The organism is Kitasatospora sp. MAP5-34 (assembly GCF_029894335.1).
GTDB lineage: Bacteria > Actinomycetota > Actinomycetes > Streptomycetales > Streptomycetaceae > Kitasatospora.
Genome location: NZ_JARXZC010000002.1, coordinates 164,626 through 182,841, shown reverse-complemented (window position 1 = coordinate 182,841; position 18,216 = coordinate 164,626). Strand labels below are relative to the sequence as shown.

The 18,216-nt window shown below is 72.3% G+C and carries 16 protein-coding genes and 1 pseudogene; 8 read left to right on the top strand and 9 right to left on the bottom strand.

Annotated elements, in window-relative coordinates; translation table 11 throughout:
* Positions 1 to 41 precede the first annotated feature (41 nt).
* Positions 42 to 1,343 (bottom strand): MFS transporter, encoded by a 1,302-nt coding sequence (locus P3T29_RS02810; protein WP_280714600.1) that lies wholly within the window; start codon positions 1,341 to 1,343, stop codon positions 42 to 44.
* A gap of 122 nt (positions 1,344 to 1,465) precedes the next feature.
* On the opposite strand from P3T29_RS02810, the gene P3T29_RS02805 reads away from it, so the two are divergent.
* The 3 genes from P3T29_RS02805 to P3T29_RS02795 all read left to right on the top strand — a co-directional run bounded on the left by P3T29_RS02805 (position 1,466) and on the right by P3T29_RS02795 (position 7,696).
* On the top strand, positions 1,466 to 2,050 hold the full coding sequence (locus P3T29_RS02805; protein ID WP_280714599.1) for a MarR family transcriptional regulator: 585 nt from the start codon (positions 1,466 to 1,468) through the stop codon (positions 2,048 to 2,050).
* 350 nt (positions 2,051 to 2,400) lie between these two features.
* Complete coding sequence (locus tag P3T29_RS02800; RefSeq protein ID WP_280714598.1) at positions 2,401 to 6,279, top strand: Pls/PosA family non-ribosomal peptide synthetase; 3,879 nt, start codon at positions 2,401 to 2,403, stop codon at positions 6,277 to 6,279.
* A 40-nt stretch (positions 6,280 to 6,319) separates the two neighbouring features.
* Positions 6,320 to 7,696 carry a M1 family metallopeptidase gene (locus tag P3T29_RS02795; protein ID WP_280714597.1) on the top strand — a complete coding sequence of 459 codons (1,377 nt, stop codon included), beginning with the start codon at positions 6,320 to 6,322 and terminating at the stop codon, positions 7,694 to 7,696.
* A 203-nt stretch (positions 7,697 to 7,899) separates the two neighbouring features.
* Here the strand turns inward: P3T29_RS02795 and P3T29_RS02790 are convergent, their stop codons facing one another.
* From P3T29_RS02790 to P3T29_RS02775, 4 genes are all read right to left on the bottom strand, one after another.
* Positions 7,900 to 9,744 (bottom strand): glycosyl hydrolase family 18 protein, encoded by a 1,845-nt coding sequence (locus P3T29_RS02790; RefSeq protein WP_280714596.1) that lies wholly within the window; start codon positions 9,742 to 9,744, stop codon positions 7,900 to 7,902.
* Positions 9,745 to 10,067: 323 nt separating this feature from the next.
* The gene (locus P3T29_RS02785; RefSeq protein WP_280714770.1) at positions 10,068 to 10,646 is read right to left on the bottom strand and encodes a Uma2 family endonuclease; all 579 of its coding nucleotides are present in this window, start codon (positions 10,644 to 10,646) and stop codon (positions 10,068 to 10,070) included.
* 84 nt (positions 10,647 to 10,730) lie between these two features.
* A complete protein-coding gene (locus tag P3T29_RS02780; protein WP_280714595.1) occupies positions 10,731 to 11,222 on the bottom strand; it encodes a hypothetical protein in 492 nt (163 codons plus the stop codon).
* Between the two features lie 28 nt (positions 11,223 to 11,250).
* Positions 11,251 to 11,814, bottom strand: a complete 564-nt coding sequence (locus P3T29_RS02775; protein ID WP_280714594.1) for a DoxX family protein — start codon at positions 11,812 to 11,814, stop codon at positions 11,251 to 11,253.
* A gap of 126 nt (positions 11,815 to 11,940) precedes the next feature.
* On the opposite strand from P3T29_RS02775, the gene P3T29_RS02770 reads away from it, so the two are divergent.
* The gene (locus P3T29_RS02770; protein ID WP_280714593.1) at positions 11,941 to 12,255 is read left to right on the top strand and encodes a barstar family protein; all 315 of its coding nucleotides are present in this window, start codon (positions 11,941 to 11,943) and stop codon (positions 12,253 to 12,255) included.
* Here the strand turns inward: P3T29_RS02770 and eda are convergent.
* From eda to P3T29_RS02755, 3 genes and pseudogenes are all read right to left on the bottom strand, one after another.
* Positions 12,236 to 12,883 (bottom strand): bifunctional 4-hydroxy-2-oxoglutarate aldolase/2-dehydro-3-deoxy-phosphogluconate aldolase, encoded by a 648-nt coding sequence (eda, locus tag P3T29_RS02765; RefSeq protein ID WP_280714592.1) that lies wholly within the window; start codon positions 12,881 to 12,883, stop codon positions 12,236 to 12,238. The genes P3T29_RS02770 and eda overlap by 20 nt on opposite strands.
* Positions 12,880 to 13,253: pseudogene (locus P3T29_RS02760) on the bottom strand (amidohydrolase family protein); the annotation flags it as partial. The gene eda and the pseudogene P3T29_RS02760, both read right to left, overlap by 4 nt.
* 20 nt (positions 13,254 to 13,273) lie before the next feature.
* The gene (locus tag P3T29_RS02755) at positions 13,274 to 14,554 is read right to left on the bottom strand and encodes an alanine racemase (protein WP_280714591.1); all 1,281 of its coding nucleotides are present in this window, start codon (positions 14,552 to 14,554) and stop codon (positions 13,274 to 13,276) included.
* 129 nt (positions 14,555 to 14,683) lie between these two features.
* Between P3T29_RS02755 and P3T29_RS02750 the strand changes: the two genes are divergently transcribed.
* The 4 genes from P3T29_RS02750 to P3T29_RS02735 all read left to right on the top strand — a co-directional run bounded on the left by P3T29_RS02750 (position 14,684) and on the right by P3T29_RS02735 (position 17,594).
* Positions 14,684 to 15,715 carry a sugar kinase gene (locus P3T29_RS02750; RefSeq protein ID WP_280714590.1) on the top strand — a complete coding sequence of 344 codons (1,032 nt, stop codon included), beginning with the start codon at positions 14,684 to 14,686 and terminating at the stop codon, positions 15,713 to 15,715.
* A complete protein-coding gene (locus tag P3T29_RS02745; protein ID WP_280714589.1) occupies positions 15,712 to 16,461 on the top strand; it encodes an IclR family transcriptional regulator in 750 nt (249 codons plus the stop codon). The genes P3T29_RS02750 and P3T29_RS02745 overlap by 4 nt, the downstream gene beginning before the upstream one ends.
* Before the next feature lie 23 nt (positions 16,462 to 16,484).
* Positions 16,485 to 16,886 carry a RidA family protein gene (locus tag P3T29_RS02740; RefSeq protein WP_280714588.1) on the top strand — a complete coding sequence of 134 codons (402 nt, stop codon included), beginning with the start codon at positions 16,485 to 16,487 and terminating at the stop codon, positions 16,884 to 16,886.
* A gap of 66 nt (positions 16,887 to 16,952) precedes the next feature.
* The gene (locus P3T29_RS02735) at positions 16,953 to 17,594 is read left to right on the top strand and encodes a MarC family protein (RefSeq protein WP_280714587.1); all 642 of its coding nucleotides are present in this window, start codon (positions 16,953 to 16,955) and stop codon (positions 17,592 to 17,594) included.
* Positions 17,595 to 17,603: 9 nt separating this feature from the next.
* On the opposite strand, the gene P3T29_RS02730 is transcribed toward P3T29_RS02735, so the two are convergent.
* The gene (locus P3T29_RS02730) at positions 17,604 to 18,038 is read right to left on the bottom strand and encodes an Lrp/AsnC family transcriptional regulator (protein ID WP_280714586.1); all 435 of its coding nucleotides are present in this window, start codon (positions 18,036 to 18,038) and stop codon (positions 17,604 to 17,606) included.
* Positions 18,039 to 18,216 lie beyond the last annotated feature (178 nt).

The window sequence follows — 18,216 nt, the reverse complement described above, 5'->3', positions numbered from 1 at the left end:
GCGGGGCTGAATCCCCGCGCCCCTGAGAAAGTGCGACCGGCTCAGGCCGCCGTCTGGAGCTCGCGGACCGGAACCCGGACGATCTCGGCCGGGCCCGCGTTGTCCTGAGCGGGCGTCAGGTGACGCCGGAGGCGGATCGCCAGGGTGACGATCAGCAGGGTGCAGGCCGCCATCGCGGCCAGGTAGATCGGCCAGGTGCCGGAGCCGACCAGCAGGACGCCGACCGCCGGGCCGACCGCGATCGCGACCTGCTTCACCAGCGCGTAGCCGGAGTTGTAGGTGCCGAGCAGCCGGGCCGGGGCCAGGTCGGCGACGATCGGGCCGAGGGTGGGGGCGAGCAGCGACTCGCCGACGCCGAACAGGGCGTAGACGGCGACGATCGCGACCGTGGCGGCGAGCGCCTCGGTCCGGACCAGGCCGGCCACCAGCGCCATCGTCCAGGCGCCCAGCCAGACCACACCGGCCGCGGCCATCGCGGTGGTGCGGCGGCGGCGCTCGGTGAGCTTCACCATGAACATCTGCAGGACGACGATGGTCAGCGCGTTGGCGCCGATCGCCAGGCCCAGGGTGGACGGCGCGGTGTGGACGGTGTCGGTGGCGAACGCGGCGACGCCCGACTCGAACTGGCCGTAGCAGGTGAAGAAGATCAGCCCGGCGAGCAGGCAGAGCCGGAACATGGCCTTGTCCGCGACCAGGGCGCGCAGCCCGCTCGGGCCCTTCGCGTCCTGGACCAGGAAGGGCGCGGCCGCCGGGATGCGGGCGGTGCCGGTGACGGCGGCGAGGCCCAGGAAGGTGATCGCCTCGATGGTGAAGAGGCGGGTCAGGCTGGACGGGTCCGCGACGTTGACGATCTGGCCGCCGACCAGGGCGCCGATGCCCATCCCCAGGTTGATCAGGGTGAACTGCAGGGCGAAGGCCCGCGACCGGGTGGCCTTGGTCGAGCAGCGCACGATCATGGTCGCCAGGGCCGGCTGGCAGGTGGTGACACCCGCGCCGAACAGGAAGGACGAGACCAGCAGCAACGGCGCGCCGGTGGCGTGCCCGAACGCGAACGCGCCGGTGGAGGCCAGCACCGCGCCGACCAGCAGCACCGGCCGGGGGCCGTAACGGTCGATGCCACGGCCCGTGAAGGGCAGCACGGCGAGCGCGGCCAGCGCGAAGACGGTGAACACCATCCCGGCCGCGAGTGAGCCCAGGCCCCGTACCTGGTCCACGTAGACGAACATGTACGGCATCGTGAATCCGCTGCCGAACGCACTGAGCGCGTTGCCGATCTGGACGCGGCGCAGCGGGCCGCCCGCCCTGTTACGCCGCTGCCTCTGCTGCTTCACCGTGCCGGTCACCGTGCACACCCTTTCGCTGGATACTCTTAAGCTCGGAAGATTTCAGAGCTAAAGTCTATATATCGAAAGCTTAACGTGTCAAAGGCTTAAGTCCCACAAGCCGCCGTGGGAGACTGGTCACCATGAGCGAACGCAAGCCCGCACCACCGACCGGCACGCCCGGCGACGAGCTGGACATCGCCGCGCAGGTCGCCGCCTACCAGCGGGAATTCCCCGATGTCGACCCCCAGGTGGAGACCATCGTGTCGACCCTGTCCCGGGTCGCCCGGCGGATGTCGGTCTCGTACAGCAGGCAGCTGACTGTGCTCGGGATCACCTCCGCCGAGTGGGAGGTGCTCAAGGCCCTGGTCGTCGCGGGCAACCCGTACCGCCTCGGGCCCGGTGACCTCGCCAAACGGCTCGGACTGACGCCCGCCGCGATGACCCACCGGATCGACCGGATGGTCACCGAGGGCCTGGTCACCCGGGAGCGGGACGAGAACAACCGGGTCCGCGTGATCATCGAGCTGACCGAGGAAGGCCGCGACAAGTGGCTGGAGTCGATGCGGATGGCGGCGGTCTTCGAGGAGGAGCTGCTGCAGGACGTCACTGCGCAGGAGCGCCCCGCCCTGTCCCAGCTGCTCGGCCGGATGCTGCACCGGATCGAGCAGACCCAGCCGGACGCCCTGGGCCGCACGGACGACCTGACACAGCACCCGGCGACCTGACGGAGCCCGGAGCGATCAGCAGCGAGAAGCCCAGGCCGCCGGAGGGTGGCCTGGGCTTCCGGGCGTCTCGGACTGCGCCGTCAGGGTGAATCCCCCTGCCCCCGATATGGCGTGAGTCACATTTCCGGGAATGCGACTGACGGACCGTCAAATTGACTGACGTGTCGTCACATCGCTATCGGGGCACCCCTTCCAAGTACTGACTGATCGTCAGATCAGCTCAGATTCAGACCAGTTGGGACGGAGATCGACCGGAAGAGCACCCCCGGACTCCACAACGGCGGGGCTACTATCGATGGGTTGTCCACTTCGGCAGAGTCACGGAGGGGTACGAGGTACGAGGAGCACCCATGGTCGTCACGACGCAGAGCTGCACCACACCGGAGCGGGAAGCCCAGGCACCCGCCCTCTTCCCGGGCCGCCCGGCCACCGCACCGCGCACCCTGGTGGACCTGCTGGACGAGACCGTCCGGGCCCATCCGCAGGAGCCGGCCCTCGACGACGGCACCACCACGCTCAGCTACCGCGCACTGGCCGCCGAGGTCGAAACGCTGCGTCGGCGCCTGGCGGCGGCCGGGATCGGCGTCGGCGACCGGGTGGGCGTCCGGGTGCCCTCCGGCACCAACGACCTGTACGTCTGCATCCTGGCCGTGCTCGCGGCCGGGGCCGCCTACGTCCCGGTGGACGCCGAGGACCCGGACGAGCGGGCCGAGCTGGTGTTCGGCGAGGCCGCCGTCAGCGCCGTCCTGGGCGCCGGGCGCAGCATCACGGTGACCGCCGCCGCGACCGGCGGCTCGGCCGGCCGCCCCGGCCCGGAGCACGACGCGTGGATCATCTTCACCTCGGGATCGACCGGCAAGCCCAAGGGCGTCGCCGTCACTCACCGTAACGCCGCCGCGTTCGTGGACGCCGAGGCCGCGCTCTTCCTCCAGGACGAGCCGATCGGCCCGGGCGACCGGGTGATGGCCGGGCTGTCGGTCGCCTTCGACGCCTCCTGCGAGGAGATGTGGCTCGCCTGGCGCTACGGCGCCTGCCTGGTGCCCGTACCGCGCTCGCAGGTGCGCAGCGGCGCCGACCTCGGCCCGTGGCTGGCCGAGCAGGAGATCACCGTGGTCTCCACCGTGCCCACACTCGCCGCGCTCTGGCCGGCCGAGGCGCTGATCGAGGTCCGGCTGTTGATCTTCGGCGGCGAAGCCTGCCCGCCCGAACTGGTGCAGCGCCTGGTGACCGAGGGCCGCGAGGTCTGGAACACGTACGGCCCGACCGAGGCGACCGTGGTCGCGTGCGCCGCACTGCTGACCGGCGAGGAGCCGGTCAGGATCGGCCTGCCACTGGACGGCTGGGAGCTGGCCGTGGTGGACGAGGCCGGCCGGCCCGTCCCGATGGGCGCGAGCGGGCAGCTGGTGATCGGCGGCGTCGGGCTCGCCCGCTATCTGGACGCGGCGAAGGACGCCGAGAAGTACGCCCCGCTGGAGTCGCTCGGCTGGTCGCGCGCCTACCGCAGCGGCGACCTGGTGCAGGCCGAGCCCGAGGGCCTGGTCTTCCTCGGCCGCGCCGACGAGCAGATCAAGCTCGGCGGCCGCCGGATCGAACTCGGCGAGGTGGACGCGGCACTGCAGGCCCTGCCGGGCGTGGCCGGCGCGGCAGCCGCCGTCCGGACGGCCAAGGGCGGCAACCAGCTGCTGGTCGGCTACCTGGTCACCCAGGACGGCTGGGACAAGGCGGCGGCCGTCGAGCGGCTGCGCGCCGAGCTGCCCGCCGCCCTGGTACCGCTGCTCGCCGCCGTCGACTCCCTGCCCACCCGCACCTCCGGCAAGGTCGACCGCAACGCGCTGCCCTGGCCGCTGCCCGGGCTGGACGCCAGGAGCGGCCCCGCCCAGCAGCTCTACGGCACCGAAGCCTGGCTGGCCGAACAGTGGAGCGAGATCCTCGGCGTGCCGGTCACCGGCGCCGACGACGACTTCTTCGCGATCGGCGGCGGCAGCCTCGCCGCCGCCCAGCTCACCACGCTGCTGCGCCGCCGCTACCCGTCGGCCGCCGTCCTCGACATCTACCAGCAGCCCGTGCTGCGCAAGCTCGCCCGCCTGCTGGAGCGCTCCGCGCAGAGCGAGGGCGCCGTCCGCCCGGTCGCTCCGGTGCCGGTCCGGGCCAAGGTCGTGCAGACGCTGCTGCTGCTCCCTCTCTTCACGCTGGTCGGCCTGCGCTGGACCACCGGGCTGCTGGCGCTCGGCAACGTGCTCAGCCGGTTCGGCCACTACCCGTGGGCGCCGACCGCCTCGTGGTGGCTGGTCGGCGCCGCCGCGCTGCTGCTCCTCAGCCCGCCCGGCCGGCTCGCCATCGCGGCCGGCGGCGCCCGGCTGCTGCTGCGCGGCGTCCGGCCCGGCAGCCACCCGCGCGGCGGCGGCGTCCACCTGCGGCTGTGGACCGCCGAACGGCTGGCCGAACTGAGCGGCGCCACCTCGCTCTCCGGAGCCTGGCTGGTCCGCTACGGGCGGGCCCTCGGTGCCCGGATCGCGCCCGAGGTCGACCTGCACTCGCTGCCGCCCGTCACCGGCCTGCTCCGGCTCGGGCGGGGCTGCGCGATCGAGGCCGAGGTGGATCTCTCCGGCTACTGGCTGGACGGCGACCTGCTGAAGATCGGTCAGATCCGGGTCGGTTCCGGTGCGGTGGTCGGCACCCGCAGCGTGCTCTTCCCCGGCGCCCGGATCGGCAAACGGGCCGAGGTCGCGCCCGGCTCCGGCGTCACCGGCCAGGTGCCCACCGGCCAGCGCTGGAGCGGCGCACCCGCCGTCAAACTCGGCAAGGCCGAGCGCAACTGGCCCGAGCAGCGCCCGCCGCGCCGCGCCCGGTGGGCCGCCGGGTACGGCGCGACCGGCCTGGCGCTCACCCTGCTGCCCGTGGTCTCCGGGCTCGCCGCGCTGGCCACCGTCGGCCTCTTCGTCCACCCGGGCGACGGCCTCGGCCCCGCCGTGCGCGGCGCGCTGACCGGCCTGGCACCCGCGACGCTGGCCTTCGGCCTCACCTACGCCGCTCTGCTGCTGGCCGGGGTCCGGCTGCTCAGCCTCGGGCTGCGCCCCGGCCACCACCCGCTGCACGGACGGGTCGGCTGGCAGGCCTGGACGGTCAGCCAGCTGATGGACCTGGCCCGCGAGACGCTCTTCCCGCTGTACGCGGGCCTGATCACCCCGGTCTGGCTGCGGGCGCTGGGCATGAAGGTCGGCAGCCGGGTCGAGGCGTCCACCGTGCTGGCGCTGCCCAGCCTGACCACCGTCGGCGACGGAGCCTTCCTGGCCGACGACACGCTGATCGCCCCCTACGAACTCGGCGGCGGCTGGCTGCGGCTCGGCGAGGCGGAGATCGGCGAGCGGGCCTTCCTCGGCAACTCCGGGATGACCGCGCTCGGGCGTGCCGTACCCGACCGGGGCTTGGTGGGCGTGCTGTCCGCCACCCCGAAGAAGGCCAAGAAGGGCAGCTCGTACCTGGGCATGCCCCCGATGAAACTCCCGCGCGCCGCCGCCGGTGGCGACCAGAGCCTGACGTACGACCCGCCGGCCCGGCTGCTCTGGGCGCGCGGGCTGGTCGAGGTCTGCCGGCTGCTGCCGGTGCTGGCCTCCGCCGCGCTCGGCGTGCTGACGCTGGCCGCGCTGTCCTGGCTGGCCGTGGCCGGCTTCCCCGCGCTGGCGGCCCTGCTGTCCGGGGTGGTGCTGCTGGGCGCCGGGGCGGTCGCCTGCCTGGTGTCCGTCGCGGCGAAGTGGCTGCTGGTCGGCCGGTTCCGCGCGGTCGAGCACCCGCTGTGGAGCAGCTTCGTCTGGCGCAACGAGCTGGCCGACACCTTCACCGAGGTGCTGGCGGTGCCGTGGCTGATCGGCTCGGTGCCGGGCACGCCGGTCATGAACCTCTGGCTGCGCGGCCTCGGCGCCACCGTCGGCCGGGGTGTCTGGTGCGAAAGCTACTGGCTGCCCGAGGCGGACCTCGTCACGCTGGGCGACGGAGTCAGCGTCAACCGTGGCTGTGTGCTGCAGACCCACCTCTTCCACGACCGGATCATGCGGATGGATACTGTGATCCTTCGCGAGGGCGCCACACTCGGCCCTGGCGGAATCGTGCTGCCCGGCAGCACCATCGGGGCCCGTAGCACGCTGGGGCCGGCCTCCCTGGTGATGCGAGCGGAGTCCGTCCCTGCCGACACCCGCTGGCTGGGCAACCCGATCGAGGCCTGGCAGGCGTAGCCCGATGGACGACGCCAGAAGCCAGGGAGCGTTTGAACCCGTGAGTCCCAAGCAGGTGCCCGCCGTCGGCGTGGACCCGTACTTCCCGACCCACGGGGACGCCCGCTACCGGGTGCACCGGTACGAACTCGTGCTGGACTACCGCCCCGGACCCAACCGGCTGGCCGGCTCGGCCCGGATCAGCGCGGTGGCGGGGACTTCGGGTGCCGGTTCGGCTGCCGGTCCGGGTGCCGCCGGCGAGCCGCTGCGCGAGTTCGCGCTCGACCTCGCGGAGTTCCGGGTCGGCCGGGTACTGGTGGACGGCAAGGCCGTGCACTACACCCACCGGGCCGGAAAGCTGCGGATCCGGCCCGCCAAACCACTGCCCGCCGGGGCCGCGTTCACCGTCGAGGTGCACTACAGCGGCAACCCCCGGCCGGTGCGCAGCCAGTGGGGCGGGCTCGGGTGGGAGGAACTGACGGACGGTGCGCTGGTGGCCAGTCAGCCCGTCGGCGCACCCTCCTGGTACCCGTGCAACGACCGGCCGGCGGACAAGGCCACGTACCTGATCTCGATCACCACACCCTCCCCCTACACCGTGGTGGTCGGCGGCCGGCTGCTCACCCGGACCACCCACGCCTCCAGCACCACCTGGGTCTTCGAGCAGGCGGCGCCCACCTCCAGCTACCTGGTGACCGTCTCGATCGGCCACTACCAGACCGTCCTGCTGACCGAGGCGGACCCGGCCGCCGGGCGGGTGCCGCAGACCGCGTACCTGCCGGCCCGGCTGCTGCCGGAGTTCACGTACGACTTCGGGCGGCAGACCCGGATGATGCCCTTCTTCGAGAGCATGTTCGGGCGCTACCCGTTCGGCGAGTACGCGGTGGTCGTCGCCGACGAGGAGCTCGACGTACCCGTCGAGGCGCAGGGCGTGGCCACCTTCGGGACCAACCACGTGGACGGGACGCGGTCCTCGGAGCGCCTCGTCGCCCACGAGCTGGCGCACCAGTGGTTCGGCAACAGCGTCTCCATCGCCGACTGGCGGCACATCTGGCTGAACGAGGGCTTCGCCAAGTACGCGGAGTGGCTCTGGTCCGAGCACGTGGGCGGCCGAACGGCGGCCGGGCACGCCGCCGTCGCACACACGCTGCTGTCCGGCCTGTCGCAGGACCTGCGGCTCGCCGACCCGGGCAAGAAGCTGATGTTCGACGACCGGCTGTACGAGCGCGGCGGGCTGACCATGCACGCACTGCGGCGTGCGCTCGGCGACGCCGCGTTCTTCCAGATGATCAAGGACTGGGCGGCGATACACCGTCACGGCGTGGTCAGCACCGCCGAGTTCACCGCGCACGCCGGGCAGTACGCGGCGGGCGGGTCGCTCGACGGGTTCTTCGACGCGTGGCTGTGGGAGCCGGGGTTGCCCGCGCTACCGCTCTGAGGCTCCGCCTTTGGGCTACCCGCACAACCGGAGACAGGGGTGCGAGGGACTGCGCTTGGCGGAAGGGTGCGGGCCTGTGCCTTCCGGTTTCGCGCACGCAGTTCATCGAGCAGGGCCCCGCGCCCCTGTCCGTGGTTACCCAGTTGCCCCATGGTCCGGCCCCGGACGAGTGGGAAGTCCGGGGCCGGGGTTCAGCGGGGTGGTCAGCAGGGGCCGTTGTCGGACCAGACGCCCCACTGGCCACTGGCGGTCGGGTCCTCGTTCGTGGTCCACCACTTGTTGGTGTAGTAGTGGCCCTTCCACGAGACCTTGGTGCCGGGCGTGGCGTAGACGGCGGTGGCGTTCCAGCTCGGGGCGGTGCAGGAGCCGGTCGGCGTGGTCGACGGCGAGCTGCTCGGGGAGTTGCTGGGCGAGCTGGAGGGGGAGCTGCTCGGGGAGGACGACGGGGAGCTGCTCGGCGAGCTGCTCGGCGTGGCCGAGGCCGAAGGCGAGCTGGACGGGGACGGCGCCGGGCAGTTGGCGGCGGAACCGTCGGTGGCGCTGGCCATCTTGTCGAACAGCGCGGTCTGGGTGCCGAGGTCGTAGAGCGAGAAGGCGAAGGAGCCGCCGAGCCCGTTGCAGTGCGCGTAGTCCGCCTTGGCCTGGATCGACTGGGCGTCCTCGCCCGTCCAGAAGGTGCTGCCGTCGTAGAAGTAGGCGGCCTTGGCGGTGTCGTCCCAGTAGGTGTCCGCCGGGTTGTCGACGAAGCCGTTCAGTTCCTTGTACATCCGGATGCCGTTGACGTTCCCGGACATCGCGGCGCCCGTGGCCGGGCCGGTCGCACTCTGGAAGAGGCCGTGGTTGGCACCGGCGGGGACGCCCGTCCAGCCTCGGTAGTAGAACGGCACACCCATGTTTATCTTGTTGGCGGGGAAGCCGCCCGCGATGCCGTACTGCGGGTCACCGACCGTCCACGCCTTGATCGCATTGTCGATCGAGTACTTGCCGTTGCCCGGCGCGACCGGGGTCATCGGGTCGTTCGGGTCCGAGTAGAGCGGGGCCTGATGGTTGGTCGGGCCGGTCGCGTCCCACGCACCGTGCATGTCGTAGGTCATGACGTCCAGGAACGAGAGGTACTGGCCGAGCTTGTCGGTCTCGACGTTCTGGATCTTGTCCTGCCCGGCACCGACCGCCGCCGAGAGGGCGTAGGTCTTGCCGTCGGCCTTGCCCTGGGCGTCCAGCTCGGAGCGCAGCTCGGCCATCAGCAGGGTGTAGTTCTGCTTGTCGGCCGGGCTGGAGTGGTTGCCGGTGTGGCCGCCGCCGCCCGGGTACTCCCAGTCGATGTCGAAGCCGTCGAAGATGCCGGCGCCCGAGCCGGGACCGCCGAAGCCGGCGTCCACGGGCAGGTTGCCCTTGATGAACATGTCGATGCAGGAGGAGGCGAAGGCCTTGCGATTGGCGTCACTGGAGGCGACGTCGGAGAAGTACTTGGAGTACGTCCAACCACCGATCGACAGCAGGATCTTGAGCTTCGGGTTCTTCGCCTTCAGCTCCTTGAGCTGGTTGAAGTTGCCCGTGATCGGCTGGTTCCAGGTATCGGCGACGCCGCTCACGCTGGTGGTCGTGTCGTACGACTTCTCGTAGTCGGCGAAGGCGTCCGCCGCGCCGTCACCGGCGTTCGGGTCGCTCTCGTTCTGGGAGGCGGCCTTGGTGGCCTCGAAACACTTCAGCGAGGTCGGGTTGATGTTCGCGAAGTCGTAGATCAGGTAGTCCAGCTTGCCTGCGACACCGGTGTCCTGAATGGTCTTCGGGTAGTACGCGTTGCCGTACACCGACCACTGGTCGAAGTAGGCGACCTTGATGCCGCCGCTGGTGGCGGGGGCACCGGTGGTGTTGGTGGCGGCCGCCTGGGCGGTGGCACCCGAGCCGAGCGCGAGGCCCGCGCCGAGCAGCAGGGAGACGGCGGTACCGGCCGCCAGCGCGGCCAGGCTCTTGGGCCGACGCTTGCGGGTCGGCCCCTGGAGAGCCTCGCCGGGAGTCTCTCGGGGAGAAAGGACAGCACGATCCATGGGTGCATGACTCCTGGTTGTGGGGGAACTGCCGTACCCCGTCGGGGTGGGACACACGGGGTGGGGCCATGTGGCCAGGGGCATGACAGCTGGGAATCGAGCGTGGGGCTGGTCTGACGGGACGCCGGGGTACGCCGAACCGGCGCCGGAGGTCTGGACCACCGGCGCCGGCCCAGGGGCTCCCTGCACCTGGCACAAAAATGGACTAGACCAACTCCGGCGTCAAGAGCCAACCTTGCGACTTGAGCCGCCGTTAAGGTTCCGCCGCCTCCTGAGCAGCAGAACGCCGGCCCACCGGAGCGGTGGGCCGGCGTCGGGATGACTCAGAGCTGGTCGATCTCCGTCAGATCGATGTCGACGGCGAACGGCACGCCGACCTTGAGCCGGTCGTGGTGGATGCCGGTGACGACGTACGTCCGGGTGGCCGGGTCGAGTTCGAAGACGTAGACGACCGGGCGGCGGCCCTCCGACTTCTCCACCCGCCAGAAGTGCGGGATGCCGGCCTGCCCGTACTTGCGGGGCTTGGTGTCACGGTCACGCTCGACCGAGTCCGGCGAGACCACCTCGACCGCCAGGACAACGTCACTCGCCTGGTAACCGGTCTCGTCGGCGTCCTCGGTCACCGCTTCGGCACGGACCACGGAGATGTCCGGCTCGGGGCGGTCGCGCTTACCGAGAATCACGCTCATCTCGCGCAACACCCGGAGATGGCCGGGGACCGTCGCACGGAGCCCCTGCGCGATCAAGTCCACCGCAAGCATGTGGAAGTACTTCTGCGGGCTCATGAAGACAAGGCTCCCGTCGATCAACTCCGTGTGCGGCGGGAGGCCAGGCATGTGGTCGAGATCGTCGGCGGTGAATCCACCTTCCGGCGGGATGAGCCAGTCGGGCACGGCTGTCATCGTTGCTCCCATGGTCGCGAGTCTCGCCGACACCGCCAGCGTACCCGGCAGGAATACCCGGGAACTCACTCCTGTGGGTGACGATCAGTAACGGACCGCGTTGCCGACTTTGGCCGTCACCGGGCTCGGGAGGTTGCGGTTGCTGCGGGCGGCGGCCTGGGCGGTGCCGGCGGCGACGACCTCGGGGACGTTGACGATGACGGTGTCGACGAGGTTGCCCGACTGGTCGTCGAAGTTGATCTGGACGGTGTAGCGGTAGCTCTGGGTGCCGTGGTTGGTGACGGTGATCGGGACGTCCGAGCGGCCGTCGGAGCCGGTGACCACCGTGCCGAGCTCGATGTCGGTCTTCGCGTCCAGGCCGCCCTTGATGCTCGCGAACGCGGAGGAGGCCGCCGACTCGGCGGAGGCCACAGCGGACCCCAGACCGTTGGCGGCGGAGGCGAGCGCGGAGGCGCCGGAGCGGGCGGCCGCCAACGCCGAGGACGCGGCCGAGGTCGGGTTGCCGCTCGATGAGCAGCCCGCGAGCAACAGGACGGCGGCAACGGTGCCGGCTGACAGGTGGGTCTGACGGATCATCGGTCTCTCCTTGGTCCTGGGGGGGGCTTCAGGAGAGCCCGATGCCGTTCTGCTGGGCGACCTCGTCGGCGGCGCGCTCCTCGCGCCGCCGTACGACGTCCTGGCGGCGGGCCACCACGGTGGCGGCGGAGATCGCGCTCGCGGTGAAGGCCAGCAGGCCGACCCAGGAGCGGTCCAGGGCGTGGCCGGTCGCGTGGTCGAGGGAGTAGCGGCCCGCGCCGGAGATGCCGAGGGCCACGCCGCAGGCTCCGAGGAAGGCCGGGTACTCGTAGCCGCCGGAGGTGGCGAAGAATCCGCCCGGGGCGTGCACGGCGATCGCCCCCGCCATGGTGCCCGCGACGATCGCCCCGGCCGCCGGGGTGGCCAGGCCCACGACCAGCAGCGCGCCGCCGCCCGCCTCACCGAGTCCGGCGGCCAGGGCGCTGCGCCGGCCCGGTACGAAGCCCATGTGCTCCATCGCCTTGGCCGTCCCGTCCAGCCCTCCCCCGCCGAACCACCCGAAGAGCTTCTGCGTACCGTGGGCGACGAGCACCCCGCCGACAGCGGCGCGCAGGGCGAAAAGTCCTAGGTCCTTGCGGTTCAGACAGGTCATGATGAGCCCTCGGATCGTGCCGGCTGATGGCGGGTGTACCTGGTCCGTCTCCCATCCCAGCCCAAGGACGCGGCCCGCTCGACCTGGGGACGCCATCCGGGCGAACCGATCCCGCGAGGACGCACCGTGCCGCAGAAGCAGCCGTCGCTCGAATATCACCTGGACGGCGCAGCCGTCGCCGACGAGCCGTCGTTCTACGCCGCCCTGGGCAGCGCCGTCCGGGCGCCGGACGGGTACTACGGCCGCAACCTGGACGCGCTGGTCGACTGTCTGCGTGGGGGCTTCGGCCCGGAGCCGCCGTTCACGCTCCTCTGGGACGACTCGGCGGCGGCCCGGCGGGCGCTGACCCGGCGGCTGGTGATCGAGGGCCGGGAGCAGTGCTACTTCGACGCCGTGCTGGACGTGCTGCGCGAGGGCGGGGTCACCGTGGTCCTGCGGTAGTCGCCGCGACGAACGCCCGGGCCCGCCGGGTGAGTTCGGGCCAGTCGGCGGCGGCCACCAGGGCCGGGGCGGCCACCTCGCCGCCCGCGCAGACCGCGAGCGCGCCCGCCGCCAGGAAGTCGGCGGCGTTGGCCGCGCCGACACCGCCGGAGGCGATCAGCGGGGCGTCGGGAAAGGGGCCCCGGAGGTCCTTCAGGTAGGACGGGCCGAACGCTCGGGCCGGGAAGATCTTGACGGCGGCGGCGCCGAGATCGAGGGCGTCGGCGACCTCGCTCGGGGTGAGCGCGCCCAGCACGACCGGGACGGGCGCGGCCGCCACGGCCGGGCGCAGGCCGGGGGTGACCAGGTACTGCGCCCCCGCCGCGACCGCCTGTTCGGCCTGCCCGGCGGTGAGTACGGTGCCGACGCCGAGCCGGCAGCCGGTGTCCGCTGCGGCGGCGCGCCGCAGGTGGGTGGTGACGTCCGGCGTGGTGAAGGTGAACTCCACCCAGCGGATGCCGCCTTCGGCGAGCGCGGCGCAGAGCGCGGCGGCGTCGGGGATCACCGGCGCCCGGACGACGGCGATCACCCGGTCGGCGGCCAGCAGCTCGGTGAAGGCCGACGGAGCGGCGAGGGGTTGTGCGGTCACCAGGTGGCTCCTTCGGCGCGGCGGCGCAGCGTGCGGCCCGGCAGGGTGCCGGTGGGGCGGGAGTCGTCGATCACGGGTGTGCCGCCGACCAGGACGTACGGGATTCCGGTCGCCGGGCGGCGGGGGTCGTCGTAGTCGGCGGTGTCCTGGACGGTGAGCGGGTCGAAGAGGACGAGGTCGGCCGCGTACCCCGGGCGGATCAGGCCCCGGCGGCGCAGGCCGAGCCGGCGGGCCGGGCGGCCGGTCATCCGGGCGACCGTCTCCTCCAGCGTGAGGACACCCGACTCCCGGCTGTAGTGGGCCAGGTAGCGGGGGAAGGTGCCCCAGGCCCGGGGTGCGGGCGGGCGCCGGCGAGCAGCCCGTCGCTGCCAACGGCCAGCAGGTCGGGCATCAGAAGAACGTCCGCACCAGGTCGACCACGCGCGGGAGTTCGGCATCGGCGGAGTCGAGGACGGGGAGCATGGTCCACTTGTCGAAGACCGTGCAGGGGTGCGAGAGGCCGAGCCGTACGGTCTCGCCGACCGAGACTTCGACGCCCCCTGCCTCCGTGGGCCGGAGGAAGGCGTGCTGGTCGTTCAGCGCGGTGATCCGTCCACCCGGCAACGGGCCGCGTCCACGGACGAGTTGGGGCTCGGGCAGGCCGTCGTCGTAGGAGAGGTCGCGCTTGCCGCCGTCCAGCAGGGCGAGCCCGGGCTCGGGGCGGGAGACCACTCGCGTCCAGCCGTGCAGGGCGGAACGGAAGGGGGTGGTCGCGGCGGTGCGGGCGAGGGGGGAGATGCCCCGGTAGAAGCCGTCGTCGTGGGCGAAGTAGGCGCCGGAGCGCAGCACCACCCGGGTGCGGTCGTCGGCGAGCGGGGTGAGGAGTTCGGTGACGGTGTCGAAGTACGCGCTGCCGCCCGCCGTGATCCACACCTCCTCGGCCTGGTCGAACAGGCCGTCGGAGTCGAGGAGTTGGTGCAGCTCGGCGAAGCGGGTGAGGTAGCGGGAGACAGCGGCGAGCGAGTCGGCGGTGGCGTCGTGGGCGATGGCGCCCTCGTACCCGCTGATGCCGGTCAGCCGGAGGCCGGGGGCGGCGTGGACGGCGCGGGCCACCGCCTGGGCCTCGGCGAGGGTGCGGCAGCCGGTGCGGGCGCCGGGGGCGCCGAGTTCGACGCAGACGTCCACGGGCGCGGGGGCGCCGCGCAGGGCTTCGTCCATCAGCTCGACGGCGCGGGTGGAGTCGACCCAGGAGGTGAAGCGGAAGCCGGGGTCGGCGGCGGACTCGGCGGCGATCCGGCGCAGCCCGGCGGGGTCGAGCAGGGTGTTGGCGAGGTGGATGCGGCGCAGGCCGAAGGCCAGGCCGACGTTGACCTGCGGGAGGTTGGCGAGGGTGATCGCGACGGCGCCCGCGTCCAGCTGACGCTGCCAGAGGACGGGGGCCATGGTGGTCTTGCCGTGCGGGGCCAGGGCGACGCCCGCCTCGGCGCACCAGCGGGCCATGGTCGCGAGGTTGTGGTCGAGGGCCCCCGCGTCGAGGGTGACCAGCGGGGTGGAGAGGTCGTCCAGGGTGGGCCGGGTGGCCAGGTATTCGGCGACGGTCTTCCCCCAGGCTGCGGCGGGGACCGCCTTGAACCGCCAGTCGAGCCGCTCCTCGGCGAGAGCCGCCACCCGTTCGCGATCGATGAGCCGCATCGGATCCGCCTTCCGGTCTTCAGGTTGCGTTATACGCAACGCTCGTTGCACAGACTGACGCTGCTGATCTAACCTCAGGTCCAGACCACTGGTCAACGCACCCCGACCCGCGCCTCCAGGAGCATCCAGGTGACACCCCGTACCGGCGCCACCGCCGTCTGCCTCGGCGAGTCGATGGCCGTGCTCGCCCCCGAGGCGCCCGGGCCGCTGGAGCAGGCGGAGACCTTCCGTCGCGGCTACGGCGGCGCGGAGTCCAACGTGGCCTGCGGGCTGGCCGGGCTCGGCATCCCCACCGCCTGGATCAGCCGGGTCGGCGCGGACGGCTTCGGCCGCCGCCTGGTCGAGCAGATCGCCGCGCACGGGGTCGACACCTCGGCGGTCGGGTACGACCCGGCCCGCCCCACCGGCCTCTACGTGAAGGAGACCGGCTCGGGCGCGGAGCACCCGTACGACCTGGGCGCCGGGCACAGCCGGCTGCACTACTACCGGCGCGGTTCGGCCGCCGCCGCGATGGGCCCCGAGCTGCTCGCCGACCCGGCCGTCGCGGCGCTGCTGGCCGGTGCGGAGCTGGTCCACCTGACCGGCATCACGCCCGCGCTCTCCGACAGCTGCCACCGCCTGGTCCGCACCCTGCTGGCGGTGCCCGACCGGTTGGTCAGCTTCGACCTCAACTGGCGGCCCGCGCTCTGGGCCGGGCGGGACCGGCAGGCCCTGCGCTTCCTGATGAACGCCTCGGACATCGTGCTGCTCGGCGCCGACGAGGCCCGCGAGGTGCTCGGCACCGACGAGCCCGCCGCCCTGCGCAAGCTGCTGCCGAGACCCGGCGTACTGGTGCTCAAGGACGACGGGCGGCACGCCACCGCGATCGCTCCGGACGGCTCGACCACGGCCGAACCGGCCCTGCGGGTCGAGGTGGTGGAGCCGACCGGCGCCGGGGACGCCTTCGCGGCCGGCTACCTGGCGGGCACGCTGCGCGGCCTGCCGGAGCCCCAACGCCTGCGCCTGGGCCACCTGTCGGCCGCAGCCGCCCTGACCACCCGGGGCGATCTCGGCCCGGTGCCGCCCGCCGCACTGACCGAGCGGCTGCTCGCGGCCGACGAGGCCGACTGGGCGGCCGTCACCGTCGACGCGGACGGCTGCCACCCGGCAGGCCGGCGGTGAGCAGCTCCACCGTCGCCCGCGCGATGCGGCTGCTGGCCGAACTCGGCGAGGGCGAGCGGACCTTGGAGCAGCTCGCCGCAGTCCTGGACGTGCACAAGACCACCGTGCTGCGGCTGCTGCGCCCGATGGAGGACGAGCGGATCGTCCAGCGCGATGCCGCCCACCGCTACCGGCTCGGCCCGCAGCTCTTCGCCCTGGCCGGGCTCGCGCTGGAGCAGCGCGGGATCCGTTCCGTCGCCGCACCGCACCTGCGCGAGCTGAACGCGGCCACCGGGCAGACCGTCCATCTGGCGGCGTACGAGGGCGGCGAGGTGGTCTACATCGACAAGTACGACTCGCGGCACCCGGTACGGATGTACTCCCGGATCGGGCTGCGGGCCGGGCTGCACTGCGCGGCGGTGTCGAAGGTGCTGCTCGCCGACCTTCCGGTGACGGTCCGTCAACAACTCGCTGACAAGATCGAGTTCACCCCGTTCACCGTGAACACGCTCACCACGCCCGAGGCCCTGCTGGCCGAGCTGGACACCGTGGCCGCCCAGGGGTGGGCCCAGGACCACGCCGAGCACGAGTCGTTCATCAACTGCGTCGCGGCGCCCGTCCGGGACGTCACCGGGCGGGTGGTCGCCGCAGTCTCGCTCTCGGTGCCGGACATCCTGCTCCCGTACGAACAGGTGCTGGCGCTGCTCCCGCAACTCCGGGCCACCGCAGCCGCCGTCTCGGCCGACTGCGGCCTCGCCACACACTGACCGACCAACCAGTAAAGAGAGACATGAAGACCGAAGTACGCACCACCGGCGCCCCTGCCCCCGCCTGGGTCTTCTCCCAGGGCGTCCGCAAGGGCCCGATCCTGCAGGTGTCCGGCCAGGGCCCGCAGGACCCGGAGACCTCCGAGTACCTCCACCCGGGCGACGTGCGGGCGCAGACCCGGCGCACCCTGGAGAACGTCCTCGCGGTGCTCGAGGCGGGCGGCGCCACCGTCGAGGACGTGGTGATGTTCCGGGTCTACCTCACCCGGCGGGCGGACTTCGCGGCGATGAACGAGGTGTACGGCGAGTTCGTCGACCGGCACATTCCGGACGGCGGTGTGAAGCCGTGCCGCACCACCGTCTTCGTCGAGCTGCCGCACGAGGCGATGCTGGTGGAGATCGACGCGCAGGCCGTCATCGGCTGACCGGCCACCACCGGGGGCCGGGCGCGGCAGTCCACTGCCGGGCCGGGCCTGACGCATGCTTGGATCATGTCCGCCTTCAATCTGAGCAGCGCCTTCGTCACCTTCTTCGCCGTGGTCGGGCCGCCCAAGGTGCTGCTGGCGTTCGCGCACGTCGCCAAGACCCGGGGGCACGCCGAGCTGCGCAAGCTGACCCTGGTGACCACGGTGGTGGCGGCGGTGGTCGGCGTGACGATGGCGTACACCGCCGACTGGCTCACCACCTTCTTCCACATCAGCGACGAGTCGCTGCAGCTCGCCGGCGGCGTGATCTTCTTCATCTACGCCGTCGCCCTGGTGCTCGGCATCCATCTGGGCGGCAGCAGTGCCGAAGGCGAGGACGGCACGCTCGCCAACCCACTGGCCGAAGGCGTCCGCGAGCTGATGCTCCCGTACGTCGCCAGTCCGCTGGCGATCACCGCCGTGCTGGTCGAGTCGCTGGAGAAGGACAGCTGGTCCTGGCACAGCACCGTCGCGGGCGCCTACCTCGCCGTGGTGGTGATCAACTGCCTCGCCGTCCTACTGCTCTCCCGGCTGCTGCGGCGCACCCACCAGACCTCGCTCGAGGTGCTCTCCCGGCTGCTCGGGCTGCTGCTGGCGGCCGTCGGCGTGGAGCTGTTCCTGAACGGGTTGCAGGGGCTCGGCGTGCACGTCGGCAGCGCCGGGCACTGAGCGGGCCCGTCACGCGGGCTCGACCGGGTGCCAGGGGACCGGGCTGGAGAGGATCATCGAGCTGGACGGCTGCCCGTAGACCGCCAGGCGGTCGATCAGCTGCTCGAACTCGGCCATCCCGGCGACCGCCACCAGCAGCACGCAGCACGCCCCGCCGGTGACCCGGTGCAGCTGCTGCACCTCCGGCCAGGCTGCCACCGCCGGGTCCCGCAGCACACAGCGCGGCCCGTAGCACTGGATCTGCACCAGCGCGGTGACCGCCAGCCCGGCCCGGGCGAGATCGACGTGCGCGTGGTACCCGCTGATCACCCGGTCGGCCTCCAGCCGGCGGACCCGCTCGGCCACCGCCGGCGGGGAGAGGTTGACCCGGCGGGAGAGCTCGTTGAAGGACAGCCGGGCGTCACTCTGCAGCTCGGCGAGGAGGAGGCGGTCGACGGCGTCCATGCGGAACTCCTGATGTTTCTGGGGGCTGATTCTGGTCCGTGAGGCCGAAAGACCGAAAGACCTTTTGAATGGAAGGTGATCCTCCCGATCCGGTGCCCGTCGCCCATTCAAGACGGGAGCGGACGGCCGCACAATAGTGCCGGTCCGCCGCCCGGTGACGGACCGGGAGACTTCAGGA

Coding starts and splice junctions, on each gene's coding strand:
- P3T29_RS02730 (WP_280714586.1), bottom strand. CDS start 18,038: ATGGACGCCGTCGACCGCCTCCTCCTCGCCGAGCTGCAGAGTGACGCC.
- P3T29_RS02775 (WP_280714594.1), bottom strand. CDS start 11,814: ATGACCTGTCTGAACCGCAAGGACCTAGGACTTTTCGCCCTGCGCGCC.
- P3T29_RS02735 (WP_280714587.1), top strand. CDS start 16,953: ATGTCCGCCTTCAATCTGAGCAGCGCCTTCGTCACCTTCTTCGCCGTG.
- P3T29_RS02740 (WP_280714588.1), top strand. CDS start 16,485: ATGAAGACCGAAGTACGCACCACCGGCGCCCCTGCCCCCGCCTGGGTC.
- P3T29_RS02800 (WP_280714598.1), top strand. CDS start 2,401: ATGGTCGTCACGACGCAGAGCTGCACCACACCGGAGCGGGAAGCCCAG.
- P3T29_RS02805 (WP_280714599.1), top strand. CDS start 1,466: ATGAGCGAACGCAAGCCCGCACCACCGACCGGCACGCCCGGCGACGAG.
- P3T29_RS02780 (WP_280714595.1), bottom strand. CDS start 11,222: ATGATCCGTCAGACCCACCTGTCAGCCGGCACCGTTGCCGCCGTCCTG.
- P3T29_RS02790 (WP_280714596.1), bottom strand. CDS start 9,744: ATGGATCGTGCTGTCCTTTCTCCCCGAGAGACTCCCGGCGAGGCTCTC.
- P3T29_RS02755 (WP_280714591.1), bottom strand. CDS start 14,554: ATGCGGCTCATCGATCGCGAACGGGTGGCGGCTCTCGCCGAGGAGCGG.
- P3T29_RS02785 (WP_280714770.1), bottom strand. CDS start 10,646: ATGACAGCCGTGCCCGACTGGCTCATCCCGCCGGAAGGTGGATTCACC.